Source organism: Burkholderia sp. WTPI3, assembly GCF_021483755.1.
Classification (GTDB): Bacteria; Pseudomonadota; Gammaproteobacteria; order Burkholderiales; family Burkholderiaceae; genus Burkholderia.
The window spans coordinates 16,516-39,109 of the sequence record NZ_JAGIXF010000055.1; the positions used below are offsets into that span (position 1 = coordinate 16,516).

Annotated in this window: 24 protein-coding genes; 6 read left to right on the forward strand and 18 right to left on the reverse strand. The window is 67.2% G+C overall.

Annotated features, from left to right (window positions below; all coding sequences use genetic code 11):
- Positions 1 to 260: 260 nt before the first annotated feature.
- The gene (locus J7024_RS25375; RefSeq protein WP_124829696.1) at positions 261 to 1,631 is read right to left on the reverse strand and encodes a M23 family metallopeptidase; all 1,371 of its coding nucleotides are present in this window, start codon (positions 1,629 to 1,631) and stop codon (positions 261 to 263) included.
- A 296-nt stretch (positions 1,632 to 1,927) separates the two neighbouring features.
- Here J7024_RS25375 and J7024_RS25380 point away from each other — a divergent pair, with 296 nt between their 5' ends.
- The gene (locus J7024_RS25380; protein WP_124829697.1) at positions 1,928 to 2,809 is read left to right on the forward strand and encodes a mechanosensitive ion channel family protein; all 882 of its coding nucleotides are present in this window, start codon (positions 1,928 to 1,930) and stop codon (positions 2,807 to 2,809) included.
- Between the two features lie 30 nt (positions 2,810 to 2,839).
- Here J7024_RS25380 and J7024_RS25385 read toward each other — a convergent pair whose 3' ends face one another.
- Together J7024_RS25385 and J7024_RS25390 are read right to left on the reverse strand one after the other, a co-directional pair.
- A complete protein-coding gene (locus J7024_RS25385) occupies positions 2,840 to 3,985 on the reverse strand; it encodes a branched-chain amino acid ABC transporter substrate-binding protein (protein ID WP_124829698.1) in 1,146 nt (381 codons plus the stop codon).
- A 72-nt stretch (positions 3,986 to 4,057) separates the two neighbouring features.
- On the reverse strand, positions 4,058 to 5,095 hold the full coding sequence (locus J7024_RS25390) for a histone deacetylase family protein (protein ID WP_124829699.1): 1,038 nt from the start codon (positions 5,093 to 5,095) through the stop codon (positions 4,058 to 4,060).
- 125 nt (positions 5,096 to 5,220) lie between these two features.
- Between J7024_RS25390 and J7024_RS25395 the strand changes: the two genes are divergently transcribed.
- Together J7024_RS25395 and J7024_RS25400 are read left to right on the forward strand one after the other, a co-directional pair.
- Entirely contained in the window at positions 5,221 to 5,709 is a 489-nt protein-coding gene (locus J7024_RS25395; protein ID WP_124829700.1) for an Lrp/AsnC family transcriptional regulator, read from the forward strand.
- Positions 5,710 to 5,770: 61 nt separating this feature from the next.
- Positions 5,771 to 6,091: a hypothetical protein gene (locus tag J7024_RS25400; RefSeq protein ID WP_124829701.1), complete on the forward strand. Its 321-nt coding sequence runs from the start codon at positions 5,771 to 5,773 to the stop codon at positions 6,089 to 6,091.
- 200 nt (positions 6,092 to 6,291) lie between these two features.
- Here J7024_RS25400 and J7024_RS25405 read toward each other — a convergent pair whose 3' ends face one another.
- Positions 6,292 to 6,570: a hypothetical protein gene (locus J7024_RS25405; protein ID WP_124829702.1), complete on the reverse strand. Its 279-nt coding sequence runs from the start codon at positions 6,568 to 6,570 to the stop codon at positions 6,292 to 6,294.
- Between the two features lie 52 nt (positions 6,571 to 6,622).
- Between J7024_RS25405 and mqo the strand changes: the two genes are divergently transcribed.
- The 3 genes from mqo to dbpA all read left to right on the forward strand — a co-directional run bounded on the left by mqo (position 6,623) and on the right by dbpA (position 10,302).
- Positions 6,623 to 8,269: a malate dehydrogenase (quinone) gene (mqo, locus tag J7024_RS25410; protein ID WP_124829703.1), complete on the forward strand. Its 1,647-nt coding sequence runs from the start codon at positions 6,623 to 6,625 to the stop codon at positions 8,267 to 8,269.
- A 441-nt stretch (positions 8,270 to 8,710) separates the two neighbouring features.
- Complete coding sequence (locus J7024_RS25415; protein WP_124829704.1) at positions 8,711 to 8,908, forward strand: hypothetical protein; 198 nt, start codon at positions 8,711 to 8,713, stop codon at positions 8,906 to 8,908.
- Complete coding sequence (dbpA, locus tag J7024_RS25420) at positions 8,905 to 10,302, forward strand: ATP-dependent RNA helicase DbpA (RefSeq protein WP_175751138.1); 1,398 nt, start codon at positions 8,905 to 8,907, stop codon at positions 10,300 to 10,302. The genes J7024_RS25415 and dbpA overlap by 4 nt, the downstream gene beginning before the upstream one ends.
- Positions 10,303 to 10,418: 116 nt before the next feature.
- Here dbpA and J7024_RS25425 read toward each other — a convergent pair whose 3' ends face one another.
- The 14 genes from J7024_RS25425 to J7024_RS25490 form a co-directional block, all read right to left on the reverse strand.
- Positions 10,419 to 11,321 carry a SphA family protein gene (locus J7024_RS25425; protein WP_124829706.1) on the reverse strand — a complete coding sequence of 301 codons (903 nt, stop codon included), beginning with the start codon at positions 11,319 to 11,321 and terminating at the stop codon, positions 10,419 to 10,421.
- 67 nt (positions 11,322 to 11,388) lie between these two features.
- Positions 11,389 to 12,210: an alpha/beta fold hydrolase gene (locus J7024_RS25430; RefSeq protein ID WP_124829707.1), complete on the reverse strand. Its 822-nt coding sequence runs from the start codon at positions 12,208 to 12,210 to the stop codon at positions 11,389 to 11,391.
- Between the two features lie 37 nt (positions 12,211 to 12,247).
- On the reverse strand, positions 12,248 to 12,439 hold the full coding sequence (locus J7024_RS25435) for a 2-hydroxymuconate tautomerase (RefSeq protein WP_105132058.1): 192 nt from the start codon (positions 12,437 to 12,439) through the stop codon (positions 12,248 to 12,250).
- Between the two features lie 26 nt (positions 12,440 to 12,465).
- On the reverse strand, positions 12,466 to 13,254 hold the full coding sequence (gene dmpH, locus J7024_RS25440) for a 2-oxo-3-hexenedioate decarboxylase (protein WP_124829708.1): 789 nt from the start codon (positions 13,252 to 13,254) through the stop codon (positions 12,466 to 12,468).
- Positions 13,251 to 14,297 (reverse strand): 4-hydroxy-2-oxovalerate aldolase, encoded by a 1,047-nt coding sequence (gene dmpG / locus J7024_RS25445; RefSeq protein WP_124829709.1) that lies wholly within the window; start codon positions 14,295 to 14,297, stop codon positions 13,251 to 13,253. The genes dmpH and dmpG overlap by 4 nt, the downstream gene beginning before the upstream one ends.
- A gap of 45 nt (positions 14,298 to 14,342) precedes the next feature.
- Positions 14,343 to 15,263: an acetaldehyde dehydrogenase (acetylating) gene (locus J7024_RS25450; RefSeq protein WP_124829710.1), complete on the reverse strand. Its 921-nt coding sequence runs from the start codon at positions 15,261 to 15,263 to the stop codon at positions 14,343 to 14,345.
- Between the two features lie 41 nt (positions 15,264 to 15,304).
- Positions 15,305 to 16,087, reverse strand: coding sequence for a 2-oxopent-4-enoate hydratase (dmpE, locus tag J7024_RS25455; protein WP_096500762.1), 783 nt, complete (start codon positions 16,085 to 16,087; stop codon positions 15,305 to 15,307).
- 28 nt (positions 16,088 to 16,115) lie between these two features.
- Positions 16,116 to 17,627, reverse strand: a complete 1,512-nt coding sequence (locus J7024_RS25460) for a 2-hydroxymuconic semialdehyde dehydrogenase (RefSeq protein WP_124829711.1) — start codon at positions 17,625 to 17,627, stop codon at positions 16,116 to 16,118.
- A gap of 67 nt (positions 17,628 to 17,694) precedes the next feature.
- Positions 17,695 to 18,144 (reverse strand): GlcG/HbpS family heme-binding protein, encoded by a 450-nt coding sequence (locus tag J7024_RS25465; RefSeq protein WP_124829712.1) that lies wholly within the window; start codon positions 18,142 to 18,144, stop codon positions 17,695 to 17,697.
- 21 nt (positions 18,145 to 18,165) lie between these two features.
- Entirely contained in the window at positions 18,166 to 19,110 is a 945-nt protein-coding gene (locus J7024_RS25470; RefSeq protein ID WP_124829713.1) for a catechol 2,3-dioxygenase, read from the reverse strand.
- A gap of 17 nt (positions 19,111 to 19,127) precedes the next feature.
- Positions 19,128 to 19,484, reverse strand: a complete 357-nt coding sequence (locus tag J7024_RS25475; protein WP_175761438.1) for a 2Fe-2S iron-sulfur cluster-binding protein — start codon at positions 19,482 to 19,484, stop codon at positions 19,128 to 19,130.
- A 1-nt stretch (position 19,485) separates the two neighbouring features.
- Positions 19,486 to 20,550: an NADH:ubiquinone reductase (Na(+)-transporting) subunit F gene (locus tag J7024_RS25480; protein ID WP_124829715.1), complete on the reverse strand. Its 1,065-nt coding sequence runs from the start codon at positions 20,548 to 20,550 to the stop codon at positions 19,486 to 19,488.
- 25 nt (positions 20,551 to 20,575) lie between these two features.
- Positions 20,576 to 20,932, reverse strand: coding sequence for a phenol hydroxylase subunit P4 (locus J7024_RS25485; protein ID WP_124829716.1), 357 nt, complete (start codon positions 20,930 to 20,932; stop codon positions 20,576 to 20,578).
- Positions 20,933 to 21,007: 75 nt separating this feature from the next.
- The gene (locus J7024_RS25490) at positions 21,008 to 22,558 is read right to left on the reverse strand and encodes an aromatic/alkene/methane monooxygenase hydroxylase/oxygenase subunit alpha (protein ID WP_124829717.1); all 1,551 of its coding nucleotides are present in this window, start codon (positions 22,556 to 22,558) and stop codon (positions 21,008 to 21,010) included.
- Between the last annotated feature and the right edge of the window lie 36 nt (positions 22,559 to 22,594).

Genomic DNA, 22,594 nt, shown 5'->3' on the forward strand with positions numbered 1-22,594 from the left:
AAGATCGTTGACCGACTCACTCCGAACATGAACAGGGCACCCTCACCGGCACCGCACCCGCGCAAGCATAGTGACCGGTTGTCACGGTGCCTATCGGACGAGACTGATTCTTGCAGCCAATATCGCACTGCACTGGCCTGATACACCTGACTGACACTCAATTTGGAGATGAGGAGTACCGTGCAAACGGCATGCGCGCTCGAAGTTCGGCGGCTTTTTCATTTAACCGGCCCGTTGCCGGCCCTTCACGAGCAAAGCAGTCAGCCGGCCGGCGACGCACCCCGCCGCGCGGCCGCCACCGGCTGCGACCACGCAGCCGACGCGAGCCGTGCGTGCGCACCCTTCGCGACACGCTCGAACGCCACGCGCTGCGGCCCTTTCAGCGCGTCCGCCTTCGCGGCCCGCACCAGCGCGACCGGATCGACCGGCCGGTTGTGCCGCCGCACCTCGAAGTGCAGATGCGGGCCCGTCGCCGTCCCGGTGCTGCCGACCGCACCCACGCGCTGCCCGCGCGCGATCCGCATGCCGGTCCGCAGCGTCGGCTCGAACGCCGACAGATGCGCGTAATACGACGCATAGCCGCCATCGTGCCGCACCACCACGTACTTGCCGTAGCCGCCCGGCTCCGTGCCGATGAACGACACGACGCCGCGCTCCGATGCACGGACCGTGCGGCCCGCCGGCGCGGCGAGATCGACCCCGGAGTGCACGTGACGCGCACCCGTCACCGGATGCACGCGCGTGCCGAAACGCGAACTGGTGCGCGTCGCGCTGACCGGCTGCGCGAACCGGGTGCCGGCGAGCGGCACGCCGTCGAGATCGTAGTAAGCGCCCGGCGATCGCGCATCGGCGGCAAACCACACCGCCGCGACGCGCTGGCCGCGAAAGCGGATATCGAGCGCGGTCACGCGCGGGTCGCCGGATAACGATGCGTCGTCAGTCGGTTCGAAGGCCACGCGGAACGTATCGCCCACGGCACCCTGTTGCTTCAGGTCGAGCCGGCCGGCCAGCATGCGCGTGACCTGTGCGGCGACGCCGGCCGGCAGATCCGCACGCGCGAGCGAGGCACGCAGGCTGCCGGCGATCGCGCCGACCCGCGCACCGCCCGCCGGCTCCACGAGCATGAACGGCTCGGCCGATGCCAGGCCGGCCTCGCGCGACGCAAATGCGAACGGCACGCCGATCGCGGGCAACGGCGATGCAATACCGTAGTCGAAGCGGCCCGCGTAATCGCGCTCGATCGCATCGCGCGCGGCGTCGCAGAGCACGACATACGGTGCGCATGCGCCGGCACGAACGACGAATGGGCCAGGTCGGTCGTCCGTCCGCGCACCCGCCGCATCCGACGCGTGCACGACACGCGGCACCGTCGTCGAGGCGAGCAGACCGCCCCAGACGGTGCGGGCGGAATTGAAAAAGGGCACGTCGAAGAGGTCGGCCGCCTGCGCCAGCGCGGGCATGACAGGCGCGGCGCCGGATGATGCCAGCGCCACCGCGCCCTGCGCGCCGGCAAGCCACGCCGCCGCGACGACACCGCGCAGCAGCGCGCGGTGATTCGGCAAGCGGACGGCGCCGCGTGGCGCGCAACGACCTCGTTCGCGTGCGAGACGTAAACACAGGTCGAACCGCATCGCGTCGTCACTCGCTATCAATGAAAAATCGGGTAAGCGCCGGATCTCGCGGAGGAACGATCATCGCGATCCGGCAATGAGGAATCGAGTGTATCGACGCACCCTGCTTCACTGAATAAGACCAATCCTATTTGGTCCGATATCGGCTTCGTACTCGAACGAAATCGCGATTGCATCGCCGGACCGCGCGCAAATCCGGCCTGGTGTGCTCGCTCGACACTCGGCGTGCCGTGTACAGTCGAGGGCTGCCGACACGCTGCGTGCCGCACTCTCTTTCTTCAAACCGGAATCCCGTCATGTTTCTCGACCATCTTCATCCGGAACGCTGGACGTTCCTGTGGAACGCGTTGTCCACCCTCTCGATCAGGCTCTGCGGCGCGCTCGCGCTGCTCGTCGCCGGCTGGTGGCTGTCGAAGCGCATCGGCAACTGGCTGAGCCGTCTGCTCGCGAACAAGGAGCGCGTCGACGACACGCTGCGGCCGATTCTCTGCGACGTCGCGGTGTGGGGCATCCGCATCGTCGCGATCGTCGGCGCGCTGTCGCAACTCGGCATCCAGACCGCGAGCATCGTCGCGGTGCTCGGCGCGGCCGGCCTCGCGATCGGGCTCGCGCTGCAGGGCACGATGCAGAACATCGCGGCCGGCATCATGCTGTTGCTGCTGCGGCCGTTCAAGGTGGGCGACTACATCGACGGCGGCACGGGCGTCGCGGGGACGGTGGACGAGGTCGGGCTCTTCATGACGCGGCTCACGAAACCGGACGGCATCTGCGAGTACGTACCGAACAGCGCGCTGTGGGGCAGCGCGATCCGCAACTACACGCGCAATCCGACGCGTCGCCTCGATCTCGAAGTGGAAGTGTCGGTGCACGACGACATCGATCGCGCACTCGACGCGCTGCGCGCGCTGGCCGCGGCCGACCCCGACGTGCTGCACGATCCCGCGCCGGACGTGATGGTGATGCGCTTCGACGACAGCACGGCGATCGCGAACATGCGCGTCTGGACGCATACCGACAAGTTCTGGGCGATGCGCTGGCGTCTCGCGCGCCAGGTGCGCAAGACCCTCGCCGATGCGGACTGCGCGCTGCCGATCCGCACGCGCGAGCTGCATATCGTGCACGACGTCGAACAGCAGCAGCGGCCGCCGGCCGAACCACGTCGCGCGCAGGCGTCGTGACGCAACGGGGCGCGGCGCGCCCCGTTGCCATTACATCCTGACGATGTCGAGCAGCGCCTTCCTGCCGCTCTTGTAGGTGAACACCGAGATCGCGCCGTGCTTCAGGTCGCCCTGCGGCGTGAAGCTCGTTTCGCCGATCACGCCGTGATAGTCGGTCGCCGGCATCGCGGCCAGCACCTTCGCCGGGTCGGTCGAATTCGCGCGCTTCATCGCGTCGACGATGATGTACACCGCGTCGTACGAGAACGGCGCATACACCTGCATCGGCTGGTGGTAACGCGCTTCGTAGCGCTTCACGAACGCCGCGCCGCCGGGCATCTTCTCGAGCGCGATGCCGGCTTCCGAGCACACGACGTTGTCCGACGCCGGGCCCGCGAGCTTCGGCAGGTCGGTCGAGCAGACGCCGTCGCCGGCGAGCACCTTCGCGCGCAGGCCGAGCTGGCGCGCCTGCTTCGCGAGCGGGCCGCCGGTGGCGTCCATGCCGCCGTACATGATCGCGTCGGGGTTCTCGCCCTTGATCTTCGTGAGGATCGCGCGGAAGTCGATCGCCTTGTCGTTGGTCGCGTCGTGCGAGACGACCTTCATCCCCGACGCCTTCGCCGCCTTCTCGAACTCGGTCGCGAGGCCCTGCCCGTAGGCGGTCGAGTCGTCGATCACGGCGACCGTCCTGACCCCCATGTTCCTCGCCGCGTAACTGGCGAGCGCGGGCCCCTGCTGCGCATCGGTCGCGACAACGCGATAGGTCGTCTTGAAACCCTGTTGCGTGTACATCGGGTTGGTCGCGGCCTGCGAGATCTGCACGACGCCGCCGTCGCGATAGACGCGCGATGCCGGAATCGACGTGCCCGAGTTGTGGTGGCCGACGACGCCGACCACCTTGTCGTCGACGAGCCGCTGCGCGACCTGCGTGGCCTGGCGCGGATCGCCCGCGTCGTCCTGCGCGTCGAGCTGCAGCGTGACCTTCTTGCCGCCGATCACGAGCCCCTTCGCGTTGATTTCCTCGACCGCGAGCCGCGCGCCGTTCTCGCTGTCCTTGCCGAGATGCGCGATCGCGCCGGTCAGCGGCGCGACGTGCCCGATGCGCACGATTTCATCCGCCCGCGCGGAAAACGCGGACAGTGCGCACGCCAGCCCGACCGCGGCCGCACATGCCGTCTTCTTCTGATGCCGATTCATGTTCGTCTCCTTCGTTGTCGCTCTTCGTTGGTGATCAGGACCATCGTTCATGGGAGGCAAAGCGAGATGCGCTCACGCGCGCCCTTCGAATCCGAGCAGCACGTTCACCGCATTGATGCCGATTTCGTCGACCATGTAGCCGCCTTCCATCACGAACAGCGTCGGCAGCTTCAGGCGCGCAAGCGTTTCGCCGATGCGCAGATAGTCCGGCGAGCGCAGGCGGAAATGGCTGATCGGATCGTGCTCGAACGTGTCGACGCCGAGCGACACGACGAGCAGGTCGGGGGCATGCGCGGCGATCGCGGCCGCAGCATGGTCGAGCGCCGTCGCGTAGGTGCTCCACTGGGTGCCCTTCGGCAGCGGCAGATTCAGGTTGAAGCCTTCGCCCGCGCCGGCGCCGCGCTCGTCCGCATAGCCGGAGAAGTACGGGTACGACACCGGCGGCTCGCCGTGGATCGATGCGAACAGCACGTCGGAACGGTCGTAGAAGATGTCCTGCGTGCCGTTGCCGTGGTGGAAATCGACGTCGAGCACCGCGACACGCGCCGCGCCGCTCGCGATGCCGTGCTGCGCGGCGATCGCCGCGTTGTTCAGGTAGCAGTAGCCGCCCATGTATTCGCGGCCCGCGTGGTGACCGGGCGGCCGGCACAGCGCGAACGCCGCGCGCGCGCCGCCATTCGACAGCAGGTCGGCGCCGGTCAGCGCCGAGTTCGCGCTCGCGCTCACCGCGTCCCACGTGCCGGCGTTGATCGGCGCGCCGGCATCCATTGCGAAGAAGCCGAGCTTGCCGTCGATGAACTCGGGCAGCGTCGCCGCCGCCGGCATCGCGCGCACCGGCCACACGAGCGGCAGCGCCTGGCAGGTGCGGCCGGTCGCGGTCCATTCGTCCCATGCGCCGGCGAGAAAGTCGACATAGCGCGCGCTGTGCGCGCCGGCATAGCTCGCTCGACCGAACGCGCGCGGCGCGATCACGTCGCCGAGGCCGGCCGCGCGAACCTGTGCGAGCACCGTCTCGGCGCGAAGGGGATTCTCGAACGAATCGGTGATCGCGCCGTCTTTCAGTTCGACGCCGCGATGCAGATGATGATCGCTGCTGTAGACCGTGAGCATGGTTGACCGTTGCAGTGAGGGCTGTGAGGGGTGGCAACAGTCTATTGCCGCCTACCGGCAATAGCTTTGCTTTTCACCTCTCCGTTTCGTACAATTTTGAGAAAACCGCCTACGGAGACCCTGGAATGAGCAAAAATCGCGCTTCAGTGGAGCTGGACGGCGTCGACCGCGCGATGCTGCGCCTGCTCCAGGAAGACGGCGCGCTGTCGAACGCGACGCTCGGCGAGCGGCTGTCGCTGAGCGTCACGCCGTGCTGGCGGCGGCGCAAGCGGCTCGAGGACGAAGGCGTGATCACCGGCTACCAGGCGAACCTCGACCGCCGCGCGCTCGGAATGAACGTGTTCGCGTTCGTGCAGGTCACGTTCAACATGCATTCGGACCAGGATTCGGATCACTTCGAGGATGTGATGCGGCGTCACGACGAAGTGACGTCGTGCCACAAGATCACCGGCGCGGCCGACTACATCCTGCAGGTCGTCGCGGCCGATCTCGACGCGTATGCGGAATTCGTCGAGCACGTGCTGCGAAAACAGGCCGGCGTGTCGTCGATCCAGTCGAGCCTCGCGTTACGCGAGATCAAGTTCTCGTCGCGCGTGCCGGTACCGGATGCGTGAACGCCTCTTCGCCCGTGCGCGGGCATCCATTGCCGATCGTCATCCCATGGAGCGCTACGTAATGAAACCCTTCATTCCTTCCGTGTCGATTGCTACCGCGATCGCCATCGCATTTGCATTGAGCGCATGCGCGACGCAACAGCCTCCCCCTCTCCCGGCCGATATCGCCGGGCAGGATACGCAGGACACGCAGACCGCGCAGGCCGCCCCGCCGATCGTCGGCGGCGACCGCGATGCGCACGGCTGCATCGGCTCGGCCGGTTACGCATGGTGCGAGCGCACGCAGCAATGCGAGCGCCCGTGGGAACTCGCGAAGGCGCATGGCTTCGCGAATTCCGCGCAGGTGTACGAGCAGTTCTGCCGAAACGGCGGCGGGAAGTGATGCGGTAACCGGTCGCGGTGCAACGCCGTGACCGGATGAAGAACCGGCGGTGCGCGCGGCGCACCGATCGCATGCGGGGCACCCCCTCGTGCCGGCGAATTTTCCCGTGCCGCGCACCGTCATTCCGGAAACCCGGACACGCAAAAATCCCCACGAAAACCAGGGCTATTTGGCACCGGCGACACACTAATCGAGTTCGGTTACATTACGCGCCCCTTTCTGTCCCGCCCCCGCTCGACGCGTCGCGCGCGGCCTCTTTCCACGCAGCCCGCAACGCCGAACGGCAAGGCCTGCGGCAAGGGCCGATGCGCGTCGCGCATGCCTGCGGCGCGCGCAACGGCATGACCGGCGGGCACCAATCCGAAGGTGTCCTGCGCAATGACTTCGCGTGCGCAAATACAACAGCGAGCAGGGCCGATCCGGAATTCCGGATTCGCGATCCGGATCTCCGGATGGGCGAGCCGGTCGCGATCGAGCATCGCCGGGCGGGATGGCAAGCCGATGCATTCAAGTTGAAAAAGAGGATCTGCTGTGATCAAAACGTTACGGGTAATTCTGTCGGCGCTCGCGCTGTGCGTCGCCGCGTCGTCCGCGCATGCCGCCGATACGAAGAAGGTCGACGTCCTGCTGGTGGGCGGCGGCATCATGAGCTCGACGCTCGGCGTATGGCTGCACGAGTTGCAGCCCGACTGGTCGATGACGATGGTCGAGCGCCTCGACGGCGTGGCGCTGGAGAGCTCGAACGGCTGGAACAACGCGGGCACCGGCCACTCGGCGCTGGCCGAGCTGAACTACACGCCGGAGAAGGCGGACGGCAAGATCGACATCTCGAAGGCGATCGAGATCAACGAGTCGTTCCAGATCTCGCGCCAGTTCTGGGCGTGGCAGGTCCGGCAGGGCGTGCTGAAGAACCCGCATTCGTTCATCAACTCGACGCCGCACATGAGCTTCGTGTGGGGCGACGACAACGTCCGTTTCCTGAAGAAGCGCTACGAAGCGCTGCAGGCGAGCCCGCTGTTCCGAGGGATGCAGTACTCGGAAGACTACGACCGGATCAGGCAGTGGGTGCCGCTGATGATGGAGGGCCGCGACCGCAACCAGAAAGTCGCCGCCACCTGGACGCCGATCGGCACCGACGTGAACTTCGGCGAGATCACGCGCCAGTTCGTCGGCTACCTGAAGACGCAGCCGAACTTCACGCTGTCGCTGTCGAGCGAAGTGCGCGAGATCTCGCGCAACGCGGACGGCACGTGGCACGTGTCGTGGGTCAAGCTGCATTCGGATGAACCGCCGCAGGCCGTCGACGCGAAGTTCGTGTTCATCGGCGCGGGCGGCGGTGCGCTGCACCTGCTGCAGGCGTCGGGCATCCCCGAGGCGAAGGATTACGGCGCGTTCCCCGTCGGCGGCTCGTTCCTCGTGACCGACAACCCCGACGTCGTGAAGCAGCACCTCGCGAAGGCGTACGGCAAGGCGTCGGTCGGCTCGCCGCCGATGTCGGTGCCGCACCTCGACACGCGGATCATCGACGGCAAGAAGATCATCCTGTTCGGGCCGTTCGCGACGTTCTCGACCAAGTTCCTGAAGAACGGTTCGTATTTCGACCTCGCGAAGAGCACCAACTTGCACAACGTCGCGCCGATGATGCGCGTGGGCGTCGACGAATTCCCGCTGGTCGAGTATCTGGCCGGCCAGCTGATGCTGTCGGACGACGACCGCTTCAACGCGCTGAAGGCATATTTCCCGAACGCGAAGAAGGAAGACTGGCGCCTGTGGCAAGCCGGCCAGCGCGTGCAGATCATCAAGCGCGATCCGAAGAAGGGCGGCGTGCTGAAGCTCGGCACCGAGATCGTCAGCTCGCAGGACGGCAGCATCGCGGGCCTGCTCGGTGCATCGCCGGGCGCGTCGACTGCCGCGCCGATCATGCTGAACCTGATGCAGAAGGTGTTCAAGGACAAGGTCGCGACGCCCGAGTGGCAGCAGAAGATCCGCCAGATCGTGCCGAGCTACGGCACGAAGCTGAACGACAGCCCGGCGAAGGTCGTCGACGAATGGGCCTACACGAGCGACGTGCTGCAACTCGCGCCGCCGCCGAAGATCGACCTCAGCGCCCCTGCCCCGTCGGGTGCCGCCGCGGCGCCCGCCCGGCCAGCCAGGGCAGCGGCCGACATGGCCCTGTAATCCGCCGGACGGCAACGCGCCGCAGGCCAGGCGCGCCGTTGCCCGTTCGCCCGCGCCCGTCGCACCTGAATGACGGACCGCCGGCCGCTCCGGAGAACGGGGAGACGGCGGGCAATCTGCGGCCATCCGCGAGGATGGCCGTTTTTGCGTCGACGCCCGGCGATCGGGCGCGCGCCGCCGGCCGTACCCCGGCGGCGGCTGGACGAAACCGGTCGATTCCGCCGGTTCTGCGCCATCCGGCCCGGCACCGCGCGCGGTATCCGCTAGAATTGCGGCACGCGCGATCCCGAATCGCCCTCCCGATCCATCATCCGCAGCGTCGCACCCTCACGCCACCGTCCGCTCCGCCCCGCTCCCGCGGGTGCGCGCGACTGCCGTGGCCATGCGGCGCCCGCGCCCGCCTGCCAGGGGCGCACAACCGAATTCAGCTGGAGAAAGACCGTGTTTACCTGCCGAAACCAGAGCTGCGGCACGCAGTGGGAGACGTCCGACGTCGTCATCAAGGACGAAGGCCAGGGGCTGCTGTTCCGCTGCCCGCTGTGCGGCGCCCGCAACTATCTCGAACGCTTCGAGGACGACGAAGGCAAGGTCGTCTACGAGCAGATGGAAGGCCGCCCCTACCTCGGAGACATCTCTTGACCCAACCGACCGCCACGCCGTTCAGCGCGCTGCAGCTGACGCCCGCCGCGCTCGCGAACCTCGCGCAGCTCGGCTATGTCGACATGACGCCGATCCAGGCCGCGAGCCTGCCGATCGCGCTGGCCGGCCATGACCTGATCGCACAGGCGAAGACGGGCAGCGGCAAGACCGCCGCGTTCTCGCTCGCGCTGCTGGCGCGCCTCGACACGCGCCGTTTCGACGTGCAGGCGATGATCCTGTGCCCGACGCGCGAGCTCGCCGACCAGGTCGCGCAGGAAGTGCGCCGCCTCGCGCGCGCCGAGGAAAACGTGAAGGTGCTGACGCTGTGCGGCGGCACGCCGATGCGCCCGCAGGCGCAGAGCCTCGAGCACGGCGCGCATATCGTCGTCGGCACGCCGGGCCGGATCATGGATCACCTCGACCGCGGCAACCTGAAGCTGGGTGCGCTGAACACGCTCGTGCTCGACGAGGCCGACCGGATGCTCGACATGGGCTTCTTCGACGACATCGCGAAGGTCGCGCGGATGTGCCCGACGACGCGCCAGACGCTGCTGTTCTCGGCGACCTATCCGGACGGCATCGCGAAGCTGAGCCAGCAGTTCCTGCGCAACCCGAAGGAAGTGAAGCTCGAGGAGCGTCACGACAACAGCAAGATCCGTCAGCGCTTCTATGAAGTGGCGGAAACCGAGCGGCTGCACGCGGTCGGCCAGTTGCTGAATCACTACCGCCCGGTCAGCACGATCGCGTTCTGCAACACCAAGCAGCAATGCCGCGACCTGCTCGACGTGCTGCACGCGCAGGGCTTCCACGCGCTCGCGCTGCACGGCGAGCTCGACCAGCGCGAGCGCGATCAGGTGCTGATCCAGTTCGCGAACCGCAGTTGCTCGGTGCTGGTCGCGACCGACGTCGCCGCGCGCGGGCTCGACATCGCGCAACTCGAAGCGGTGATCAACGTCGACGTGACGCCCGACCCCGAAGTGCACGTGCACCGCATCGGCCGTACCGGCCGCGCGGACCAGGAAGGCTGGGCGCTGAGCCTCGCCAGCATGGACGAGATGGGCCGCGTCGGCGCGATCGAGCAGGCGCAGAAGCGCGAGGTCGAATGGCATCCGCTCGCGGAACTGAAGCCGGCCGGCGACGGCACGCTGCTGCCGCCGATGGAGACGCTGCAGATCCTCGGCGGGCGCAAGGACAAGATCCGCCCCGGCGACGTGCTCGGCGCGCTGACCGGCGACGCGGGCTTCGACGGCAAGCAGATCGGCAAGATCAACGTGACCGAGTTCTCGACCTACGTCGCGATCGAGCGCGGCGTCGCGCACGACGCGCTGCGCAAGCTCAATGCGGGGAAAATCAAGGGCAAGCGGGTCAAGGTCCGGCTGATGGACGAAGAGTGACGAGGTGATGCCGGACGGGCGGGCCGCAGCGCTTATGCGGCACGCCCGCCGAGCATCGCCAGACACTGCCTTACCGCGCCCCGTTCCCCGCCGCCTCGCCCGCACGCGCCGGCGCGTCAGAACGGAATGACGGCCTTCGCCCACACGGCCTCGCCGGCCGGCCGGTTGCGCACGAAAAACTCCTTCACGACGCGCGCTTCCAGACTGACCTTGCTGAACTGGTAACGGAAACCAGGCCCGATCGCGAACGCCTGTCCGCGAAAACCGTCGCCCCCGACCGCCTGCCCGTTCTGCATGTCGTCGGTCGTCTGCTTGACGAAGTACCCCGACAGCCCGACCCGCGCCTTCGGCGTGACCGCATAGCTCGCCGAGTAGTCGACGTGGAACAGGTTCCCCGAGTGGTAGTGCGTGTCGTTGTTCGGCGAGTTGAAGCTGTACGTGAACTTCGCGGACACCTCGACCTTGTCGTTCGGCAACCACGACACGCCGAACACCGGCCGCGCGGTGTAGTAGTTCTTGCCGGTGTTCAGCGCCGCATGCATGTCGTACTGGCCGGTCGGGAACACGAACTCGATCGCCGCGACGGTGCGCAACGCACCCGAACCCCATGCGATCAGCGCGGGGCTGACGATCAGGTCGCCGAGATTGGTGCGGTCGAACGACGCGCCGCCCGCATCCAGCGCCAGATGCTCCATCGGCAGCACCGCATACGCGCCGTAGCGCCCGCCGAGCACCGACAGGTTCGACATCCAGACGACGCGCGGAATCAGCACGTCGGCATCGAGCTTGAAGCCCGGCACCGAGCTGTTGCCGTGGGAATCGTTGAAGTGCGACGCATGGTAATGGGTGTAGTACAGCAACCCGTAGAGCCCGGCCGGCGGCAACGCACCGGCGAAGAACGCCTCCGCGCCCTCGCCGATCGTATCGCCGCCCCCCTCCGTCGCCCGCGCGCCCGTGCTCAGCGCCATGCCCGCGCACGCGGCGAGCGAGACCAGTCCGAATGCAGCCTTTCGTTTCATCGATGTCTCCAATATTCGTTCTACTGAATTGATTTTTTATGTCCGCCCTGATCGCCCCGCCGTTCGCCTACTCGTTGAAGTGCTCGATCACGAGCCGGTTGAAGCGTGCGGCGTGCTCGATCTGCGTCCAGTGCCCGCAGCGGCCGAACACGTGCAACTGCGCGTTCGGCAACAACTCCAGTAGCTTCATCGAACTGTCGAGCGGAATCACGCGATCCTCGCGACCGTGGACGATCAGCGTGTCGTGCGGCAGCGCGCGCAGCTTCGTCTCTTCGCTCGCGAGCGCATCGACCCAGCGCTGACGCGGCGCGGGGAACATGTTCGCGAACGCCTCCTGGTAGCCGGGCCGCACGCTCGCGTCGTAGCGCAGCTTCGCAAGCTCGTCGTTCACGAGCGTGCGATCGAACGCGAAGATGTCGAGCAGACCGCGCATGTTCGCGATCGACGGGGTATAACCCCAGACGGCGTCGAGCCCTTCGGTCAGCGTGAAGCGCGTGCCCGCCGCGCCCATCAGCACGAGCCGGCCGACCCGCTCGGGCGCGCGGACCGCCAACGCAAGCGCCAGCGCGCCGCCGAACGAATTGCCGATCACGTGCGCGCGCTCGACGCCGAGCGCATCGAGCAGGCCGAGCGCGTGATCGACCCAGTTGTCCATCGAATAGGTGTACCCGCTCGGCCGTTCGGTTTCGCCGAATCCGGCCATGTCGGGCGCGATCACGCGGAACTGCGTGGCCAGCGCGGGCATCGTGAGCCGCCAGTTCGCGTAAGCCGTGACGCCCGGGCCGGAGCCGTGGATCAGCAGCACGGGCGGCCCGTCGCCGACGTCGTGATAATTGGTGTCGAGGCCGCCCGCGACGATCCGGCGGCCGATTTCAGGGTTGCTTGACATGACGCTCCTCCAGTCGATTTCCGTGGCGCACGCTGCGTCAGCGTCCGCGCTTTTTCGCACTCTGCCCGCCGATCCCGAAGTGCGCTTTCGGCATCTCGGTGATGATCACGCGCACCGATTCGATCGGTGCATCGAGCGAGCGATGGATGGCTTCGGTGACCTCGGCGATCAGGCGTTCCTTCTTGTCGTCGTCGCGGCCTTCGAGGATGTACAGATGCGCTACCGGCACGATGGCCTCCCTTTCGTTCAGGACGTTCAAATGAAGCGCAGGCCGACCGACCCGACGTCCTGCACGCGCAGCGTCACGTTGTCGCCGGCCGCGACGGCCACCGCCTCCGTGATGCCGCCCGACAGGATCAGGCTGCCCGCGGGAATCGATTCGCCACGCGCACCCAGGTGGTTCGCGAGCATCGCGATCGCGGCGGCCGGATGCCCGAGCACCGCCGCGCCGGCGCCGAACGCGACCGGCTGCCCGTTCTTCTCGAGCACGATGCCGAGCGTGCGCAGATCGACGCCGTCCACCGCCAGCGGGCGGCCGCCCGCGACGAAACGCGCGGCCGACGTGTTGTCGGCCACCACGCTCTTCAGGTCGAACTTGAAATCGCGGTAGCGGCTGTCGATCACCTCGATCCCGGCGACGACGAAGTCGGTCGCGGCGAGCACCGCGCCGACATGGCAGCCCGGCCCCTTCAGCTCGGCCTTCGTCACGAACGCGATCTCCGGCTCCACCTTCGGATGAATCAGCGCGGACGTATCGCACTCGCCGCCGTCGGGCAGATCGCAGATATCGGTCAGGAAGCCGAACACGGGTGTGTCGACGCCCATCTGCCGCATCTTCGCGTGCGAGGTCAGGCCGGCCTTGTAGCCGACGATGCGCGCGCCGCGCGCGAGCTGCCGGCGGCGGATCGCATCCTGCACGGCGTAGGCGTCGTCCCAGTCCATCTCCGGATGACGGTCGGTGATCTTCGGCGTGTCGCGCGCGTCGCGCATGCAGTCGTCGAGATGCGCGGCCAGCGACTCGATCGTGTCAATCGACAGGTTCATGCGGCCTCCCGCTTCGCTTGCGCGGCGCGCGCCTTCGCGAGCGTCAGCGCGGTGTCCTCGATCATGTCCTCCTGCCCGCCGACCATCCCGCGCCGGCCGAGCTCGACGAGGATGTCGCGCGCAGGAATCCCGTACTTCTCGCCGGCCCGCTTCGCGAACAGCAGGAACGACCCGTAGACGCCGGCATAGCCCAGCGTCAGCGCGTCGCGGTCGATGCGGATCGGGAAGTCCATCATCGGCACGACGAGATCCTCCGCGACGTCCTGGATCTTCCACACGTCGACGCCGGTCTCGATGCCCATCCGCTCGCACACGGCGACGAACACCTCGAGCGGCGTGTTGCCCGCGCCGGCGCCAAGCCCCGCCGCCGCGCCGTCGATCCGGTTCGCGCCGGCCTCGATCGCCGCAATCGAGTTCGCGACGCCCATCGCGAGGTTGTGGTGGCCGTGAAAACCCAGCTCCGTGTCGGACTGCAGCGCATCGCGCACCGCGCCCAGGCGAGCCTTCACGTCGTCGGGCAGCATGTAGCCCGCCGAATCGGTGATGTAGATGCAGTTCGCGCCGTACGACTCCATCAGCTTCGCCTGCTTCACCAGTCCTTCGGGGCTGTTCATGTGGCTCATCATCAGGAAGCCGACGGTATCCATGTCGAGCTTGCGTGCCATCGCGATGTGCTGCTCCGAGACGTCGGCCTCGGTACAGTGCGTCGCGACGCGGATCGTATGTACGCCGAGCGCATGCGCTTCCTTCAGGTGATCGACGGTGCCGATGCCCGGCAGCAGCAGTGCGGACACCTTCGCGCGCTTGAGCAGCGGGATCACCGCGCCGAGATATTCCGCATCGGTATGCGCGGGAAAGCCGTAGTTGACCGACGAGCCGCCAAGGCCGTCGCCGTGCGTGACCTCGATCAGCGGCACGCCGGCCGCGTCGAGCCCGGTCGCGATCGAGCGCATCTGATCGAGCGTCATCTGGTGACGCTTCGGGTGCATGCCGTCACGCAGCGTCATGTCGTGGACGGTGATGCGTTTGCCTTTGAGATTCATTGCCGTTTCCTCTTTGTCCGGTCGTGGAAGTCGCATCTGCGCGCGTCAGGCCGCCTGCGCGGCCGACGCCAGCGTGAGGCGCCCGGCCAGCAGTTCCTCGGCGAACATTTCGGCGGTGCGCGCGGCAGCGGCCGTCATGATGTCGAGGTTGCCCGCGTATTTCGGCAGGTAGTCGCCGAGGCCTTCGACCTCGAGATAGACGGACACGCGGTTGCCGTCGAACACCGGCCCGTTGACGAGCCGGTAACCCGGCACGTAACGCTGCACGTCGGCGATCATCGCGTGCACCGATTCGACGATGCGCGCTTCGTCGGGCGCGCTTTCCGTCAGGCAGTGCACGGTGTCGCGCATGATCAGCGGCGGATCGGCCGGGTTGATCACGATGATGGCCTTGCCCTGCTTCGCACCGCCGACCTGCGCGACGGCCGCCGCCGTGGTGCGCGTGAATTCGTCGATGTTCTTGCGGGTGCCGGGGCCGACCGAGCGCGACGACACGGTCGCGACGATCTCCCCGTATGCGACCGGCTGCACGCGCGAGATCGCGCGCACCATCGGGATCGTCGCCTGGCCGCCGCAGGTGACCATGTTGACGTTCATCTCACCGGAGCCGATGTGGTCCTTCAGATTGACGGGCGGCACGCAGTACGGGCCGATCGCGGCCGGCGTCAGGTCGATCATCAGCACGCCGAGCGCATTCAGCTTGCGGCTGTTCTCCGCGTGGACGTACGCGCTCGTCGCGTCGAATGCGATCTGCACGCCGTCGGCCTGCACGTGCGGCAGCAGGCCGTCGACACCCTCGGCAGTGGTCTTCAGGCCGAGTTCGCGCGCACGCTTCAGGCCGTCCGAATCGGGATCGATGCCGACCATCCACACAGGTTCGAGCACGGGGCTGCGCATCAGTTTGGCGAGCAGGTCGGTGCCGATGTTGCCGGGGCCGATCAGCGCGCAACGGATCTTTCGGGTCATGGGGAATTCCTCGTTTGACTGAAATGGGGAACGGGCGACGCTCACGCGAACCGTACCGAGCACGCGCCGATCCCGCCGATCGACACGCGGAAGTTGTCGCCGGGTCCGACCGGCGCCATTGCAGCGAGCGCGCCGGACAGGATCACTTCGCCGGCCTTCAGCGGAATGCCGAGGCGGCCGAGCGTATTGGCGAGCCACGCGACGGCATTCACCGGCGAGCCGAGCGCGGCCGCACCGGCGCCGGTGCCGATCACGTCGCCGTTCTTCTCGAGCACCATCCCGCAGGTCGACAGATCGACGCTGCGCGTGCTCACCGCACGGTCGCCGAGCACGAACACGCCGCACGACGCGTTGTCGGCCACCGTGTCGCCGATGCGGATCTTCCAGTCGCGAATGCGCGAATCGACGATCTCGAAGCACGGCATCACGCATTCGGTCGCCGCCAGTACCATCGCGTTCGTCACGCCCGGGCCGAGCAGGTCGCGCTTCAGCACGAAGGCGATCTCGCCTTCGGCCTTCGGCTGGATCAGCGTGTCGAGCGCGATGCACTCGCCTTCGCCGTACACCATGCCCGACAGCAGGTAGCCGAAGTCGGGCTGGTACACGCCGAGCATGTCCATCACCGCCTTCGACGTGACGCCGATCTTCTTGCCGACGACGGTCTCGCCCGCATCGAGGCGGCGCTGCACGAAGCGCTGCTGGATCCGGTACGCGTCGTCGACCGACAGGTCTTCGTGCTGCGACGTCAGCGGCGCGACGGGCGTGCGCGACGTCATCGCGTCGTACAGACGGTCGCCCAGCGTGGTAATCAACGTGGAGTCCATAAAAGTTTTCCGGTCGGTAACGGGTGGGTCAGAGCTTCACGCAGACGTTGCGCAGCTCCGTGTAGAACTCGAGCGAATGCACGCCGCCTTCGCGGCCGATGCCCGATTGCTTCGCGCCGCCGAATGCGGTCCGCAGGTCGCGCAGGAACCACGAGTTGACCCATGCGATGCCGACGTCGATCGACGCGGCGACGCGATGCGCGCGCGACAGGTTGCCGGTCCAGATCGCGGTCGACAGCCCGTACGCATTCGCGTTCGCGCGGCCGATCGCCTCGGCTTCGGAATCGAACGGCATCACCAGCGTGCACGGCCCGAAGATCTCGTCGCGCGCGATCGGCGAATCGTCGCCGAGGCCGGTCCAGATCGTCGGCTGCACCCACGCGCCGTCGCGCAGGTCGTCCGGCATGTCGGGCACGCCGCCGCCCGTCACGACCGTCGCGCCGAGTTCGACCGCCTGGCGGTAATACGACAGCACCTTGTCGCGATGTTCCTGACTGATCAGCGGGCCGAGGCCGGTCGACTCCGCTTCAGGGCGGCCGGGGCGCAGCCGCTCGGCGCCGGCCTTCAGCGCGGCGACGAAGCGCTCGAACAGCGGACGCTCGACATAGACGCGCTCGGTGCCGAGACAGACCTGCCCCGTATTCGCGAAGCACGAGCGCAACGTGCCTTCGACAGCCGCGTCGAAATCGCAGTCGGCAAACACGATCGCCGCGTTCTTGCCGCCCATCTCGAGACTGACGGGCCGCGCGCCGTCGGCCGCGGCCTTCATGATGGCCGCGCCGGTGCGCGTCTCGCCGGTGAACGTGATCGCGTTCACGCCCGGATGGGTGGTCAGGAATTCGCCGGCCGAGCCCGGCCCGAAGCCGTGCACGACGTTGTAGACGCCGCGCGGCACGCCGGCCGCGTTCATCACTTCGCCGAGCAGCGCGGCCGTTTGCGGCGTCTCCTCCGACGGCTTCACGACCACCGTGTTGCCGCACGCGAGCGCCGGCCCGACCTTCCACGTCATCAGCAGCAGCGGCAGGTTCCACGGGCAGATCACGCCGACCACGCCGACCGGGCGGCGGATCGCGTAGTTGAGCGCGCCGGCGCCGTCCGGCGTCGCCATTTCGAACGTTTCACCGGGCACGTTCTTCACGACGTCGGCGAACACCTTGAAGTTCGCGGCGCCGCGCGGGATGTCGATATGACTCGCGAGGCTCACCGGCTTGCCGGTATCGGCCACTTCCGCTTCGAGAAAATCGTCGAAACGGCGCGTGATGCCGTCGGCCACCGCATACAGGATCTCGACGCGCTGCGCGACGCCCAGGCCGCCCCACGGGCCGGCCAGCGCCGCGCGCGCCGCCTGTACCGCGGCGTCGACATCGGCGCGGCTCGCTTCGGCCACGCGTGCGATCACCGCGTTGTCGAGCGGCGAGCGCTTGTCGAACCAGCGTTCGCCCGCGCGATAGTCGCCGTCGATGAAGTTGCGGACGAGCCGCGGTTCCGGCTGCCCGCCGGCGGGGCCGCGTGTCGCGGCGATGGGTTCGGTGTCGTACATGATGTGGGTACCGATAGTCGTGAATCCGTGATCCGTGGGGGCGTGAAGCCTGTTCGCGCGTCGTGTTTCATGGGCCGCCGAAGCCGGCTGCGTCGAGCCCCGCGTGCGCGCATTGCTCGTCCTGCGCCTCGCTGCCGCCCGATACGCCGATGCCGCCGATCAACGCGCCGTCGTCGACGATCGGCAGCCCGCCGCCAAACGCGACGAAGCGCGCGCGCAGCACGAGGCCCTGCCGCACTGCGTCCGAGTGCGTCGCCAGCGCGTCGTGCCACGCGCCGGTCGGCAAGCCGAAGCTCGCGGCCGTGTATGCCTTGTCGATCGCGATGTCGATCGAATGCAGCGGCGCACCGGGCATGCGCACGAAGGCCGCAAGCAGGCCGGCCGCATCGACCACCGCGACGTTCACGCGCACGCCGAGCCGCCCGGCGGCCTCGGCCGCCGCCTGCGCCGCGCGCGACGCGGCGAGCCAGTCGATCGTGCGCACGTCGACGCTCCGGTTCGTATCGTTTCGATGCATGGCGCCGTGCTCCTTGCGAGATCAGGTGTAGACGGTCGTGAACGCTTCGTTCAGCTCGCCCGAGTGGAAGAAGATCCCGCGCCCGAGCTCCTCCTCGGTCCACGTCGTGACCGGGCGATCGGGTTGCGCGAGGTAGCCGAGCCCCGCGAACGTCTCGTTGCGGTTGCCGCTCGGGTCGAAGAAATAGATGGTGGTGCCACGCGTGATGCCGTGCCGCGTCGGCGCAACGTCGATCTTCACCTTGTTCTTCGCCATCACGTCGGCCGACTTCAGCACGTCGGCCCAGTCGTCGAGGAAGAACGCGATGTGATGCAGGCCGTTGCGCGGGCCGCCGACGAATGCGATGTCGTGCGGCGTCGTGCTCCGAAACATCCAGGTCGCGGCCTGGATCGTGTTGCCCGGGCCGACCATCACCTGCTCGGCCAGATGAAAGTCGAGACACTCGGCCATGAAGCGCGTGTTCTCCTCGACGCGGTTCACGCCGGCCTCCGGGTTCAGTTCGCACATCAGCAGGCAGTGGTCGAGCCAGTGCACGGCCGAGCCCGGAATGTCGTCGGGCCACGGATCGGGGTTCAGCGAGCCGACCGCGGTGCCCACCAGTTCCTTCTTCGCGAACAGCCGCAGTTCGTGACCGCTCGGAAGCAGGAATCGCAGTTGGCGGCCGACCGCCGGCAGCGCGCCTTCGGGCAGCATCTCGGTCGCGATCCCGTACGCTTCGATGCGCTGCTGCAACGCATCCAGATCGGCGTCGTGCTCGACCTTGTATGCGGCATGCTTGAGCCCCGCCTGATCGGACGGAGACAGGATCAGCGAATACTTGTCCCATTCGTCCCAGCATTTCAGGTAGACGTTGCCCGCCGCGTCGCGCATCGTTTCCTGCATGCCGAGCACGCGCACGTAATGACGCAGCGCCGCTTCCATGTCCATCACCTTCAGACTGACATGACCAATACGCATCACACCCATGGTGAGTCTCCTCCTGGTTACTTGTTGATGACCGTCGTGCCGGCACATGCCGTGCCGCAGAAGAACGGCTTCCTGAGCCGGCCGGCCACTTCGAGCTCGACGTCGCCGTCCGGCGCGACGCGGCACGCAAGCGCATAGCCGTCGTTCTCTTCTTCCGCACTTACATGTGCACGGCTGACCGGCCCGAGCTTGCGCACCGCACCGCGCAGCACGCGCACCTTGCACACGCCGCACCCGCCGTTCAGGCAGCCGACCGGAATGCCGCGCCGGCCGAGCTTCGCCATGCCGGCCAGCAACGATTCGCCGGACACGCACGCATAGCGCTCGTCGGTCTGCGCGATCGTGACCGTCCCGCATACGCCGCCCGCGTCCATGTCACACCCGCCGGAACAGCGGGCTGCGCGTCTGTTGCGCGTCCGCCGCCGAAATGAACTTCTCGTGATAGATGTCGCGCTCGAACAGGCGCCCCTGCATCAGCGTCGTGATGCACGCGTCGATCATCGCGGGCGGGCCGCACAGGTATGCCTGGTGTCCGGAGAAGTCGCCGTCGAAATGCGCCTTCGCGACGTCGTGCACGAACCCTTGCGCGACATTGCCGCCCGCATCCGGCGCGCCTTCCGACAGCGCCGGCACGTACGTGAAGTTCGGATGGCGTTCGGCCAGCGCGCGGAATTCGTCGTGGTAATAGAGCTCCTTTGCGTTGCGCTGACCGTAGACCAGCGTGATCGGCGCGGTGACGCCGTTTTCGAGCAGGTCCGCGATCATCGAGCGCGGGCTCGACAGCCCCGACCCGCCGGCCATGAAGATCATCGGCAGCGCGGCCGAGCGGCGCACGAAGAAGCGGCCGTATGGGCCCGACAGGCGCACGCGGTCGCCCGTCGCCAGTTGCTCGTGCAGATAGCCCGTGCCGAGCCCGCCCGGCACCTGCCGCACGTTCAGCTCGATCTCGCCGGTGGCCGCGACGTCGGCCGGCGCGTTCGCGATCGAGAACGCGCGGCTTTGCCCGAGGCCGGGAATCTCGAGCTGCACGTACTGGCCCGCCTGGAAGTGGATCGGCTGCGACAGCTTCAGCCGAATCGACTTGATGGTCGGCGTGAGCTGTTCGATGCGCGTGACGTCGGCCGCGAAGTCCTTGACCGGGATGATTTCCGCATCCGGCTCTTCATCGACGTCGGCCTCGATCACGGTGTCGGCCTGCAGCGTCGCGCAGCATGCGAGCGCCTTGCCTTCCTCGCGCTCGAAATCCATCAGCGCGAACGGGTTCGCATCGCCGAGATCGGTCTCGCCGTCGAGCACGGCGACCTTGCAGGTGCCGCACAGCCCGTGACAGCACGCATGCGGAATGTAGATGCCCTGGCGCAGCGCGGCATCGAGCATCGTCTGTCCTTCCTCGACCTCGATCGTGACGCCCAGCGGCTCGATGGTAAGTTGGTGGCTCATGATGGTTCGCTCGTCCGCGTGGCGGTCAGAAGCTCGCGCCGCCGAGGCCGTCGAGGCCCGGCGTGCGAAAGCTGATCAGGTCCTTGTGCCCGAGGCCGTTGTCGGCCAGGCTCTTCGCCGGGTCCGGCGCCCACGGTTCGCCCGAACGGAACCACTCGACGCGCGTCCAGTCGATCTTCGCGAAGTCGGGGTGATAGCCGTAGACGGGCGGCAGCACGTTGCCGGCCAAAGCGCCGAACGGCATGTCGGGCGGCAGCGGCAGGCAGAACGGCGCCGGAAACATCAGGTGGTTTTCCCAGCACACGTAGAGCAGCGGCGCCGGAAACTTCCCGACGGCGTCCTTCACCGGGAAGTCGTAGGGTTTGAGCGCGATGACGGCCATGTTTGTCTCCTGTCGGCCCGCGTTCGCGCATCGGCGCTTCGCGGGCCCTCGTCAAGATTGCGTGTCGGTTGCGGGTCAGTTGCTCGTGGCCTGGCCGCGCCAGGCCGCGAAGTTCTTCTGGTCTTCCGAGCCGTCGAAATCGAGGTTGTCGCGGCCCATCGTCACCGCGTAGTAGTCGAGCACCGCGGCGAGCGGATCGAAGCCTTCCGCGCCCGGGTCCGCATCGGGCGGAAAGCAGTTGCCCTGATGGATCTGGTGCACCGGCAGCCACGCCTGCACGTATTTCTGCGGCTCGTGGTCGAAAATTTCCTTGCAGTGGTCGCTGCAGAAATGGAACTTGTTGCCGAGGTAGTTCGATTCGCGCGCGCCGATCTTCGTCGGGTTGCCCGGCTCAGTGAACAGCATCGGGATCTGGCACGTCTGGCACAGCATCGGCAGCGTCTTCATGTAGAAGCGGTTGCCGTCCCTTGCCTGCTCGCCCCAGTACTCGAAGCGCGGACGGTAGTAACGATCGAACGAGTCGGGATACTTCGCCGACAACCAACCCATCTCGTCTTCGGTCGGCACCCAGGTGTGGAACGCCGATGCCGCGTTGAAGCCGTAGAACGTCGACCACGCCTGGTGGCTGATGTGATCCTTGCCTTCGCAGGCGTCCTGCCAGCCCTTCGGCTCGCGAATGCCGTAGCGCGCGAGATCCTTGAACAGCGCGCCGCCGTTCTGCTCCGCGTACATCTCCCACGATTCGCGCCAGCTCATCACGCGCTTGGGCTGCATGTAATCCATCATCATCGCGACCAGCGTCAGCAGCCGGTAGCCGCGCCAGAACCACTTGTCGATCCAGCGCTGCACGATCGGCACGTTGTCCGGATCCTGTTCGAGCAGGAACTTGATGCATTCGATGCCGAGGGTCATGTGGCGCGACTCGTCCGATTGCGCGGAGAAGCCGAACGTGACGGTCGACATGTCGCCGTTGTATGCGGCGCCCGACATGAACGGCACGAACAGCAGGTTCGTCAGCACGTATTCGAACGAGAAGCTGACCGCGGTCAGGAACTCGAACGGCCCCGACGAATACGCATCCTCGAAGAACGACTTCGGCACCGACAGGTACCAGACGCGATCGAACCAGTGGTTCGAGTGATGGAACCCGTTGAAGAACTTGTTGTACGTCGACATCGCGTGCGTTTCGGTCTGGTAGTGCCGCAGCTCGTCGATCGACTGCATCTGGCACGCGATGCGCGCGCCCTCGCCGGTGAAGTGCCGGCCGACGTGCGCGAAGCCGCGGTGCGCGAGGTATTCGAGCGGCGTCACGCCCTGGATGAACAGCTTCAGCGCGTTGATGTAGCGGGCGTCGCTCACGCCGAGGAACGCGTTGTTCTGCGTGAACGCGTCGATCACCGCGTACAGCTTCTTTTCCTTCTCGCCCTGGTATTTCCAGTACGCATCCATCGTCAGGCGGAACGGATCGACCCACTTGTCCCAGTCGTGAATCTTGATGCCCTCGTAACGGTCGTACGGGAAAACCTTGTCCATCGGCTGGTAGGTCGTCTCCCAGCCGAGGCCGCGCGTCATGGCCGCGTAGCGGTCCTTCAGGCCGAGTTTTTTCTTGAGCGTTGGCGTGTCCATTCGTGTCTCCGGTATTGTCGGTGCGCGTTGCGCGGC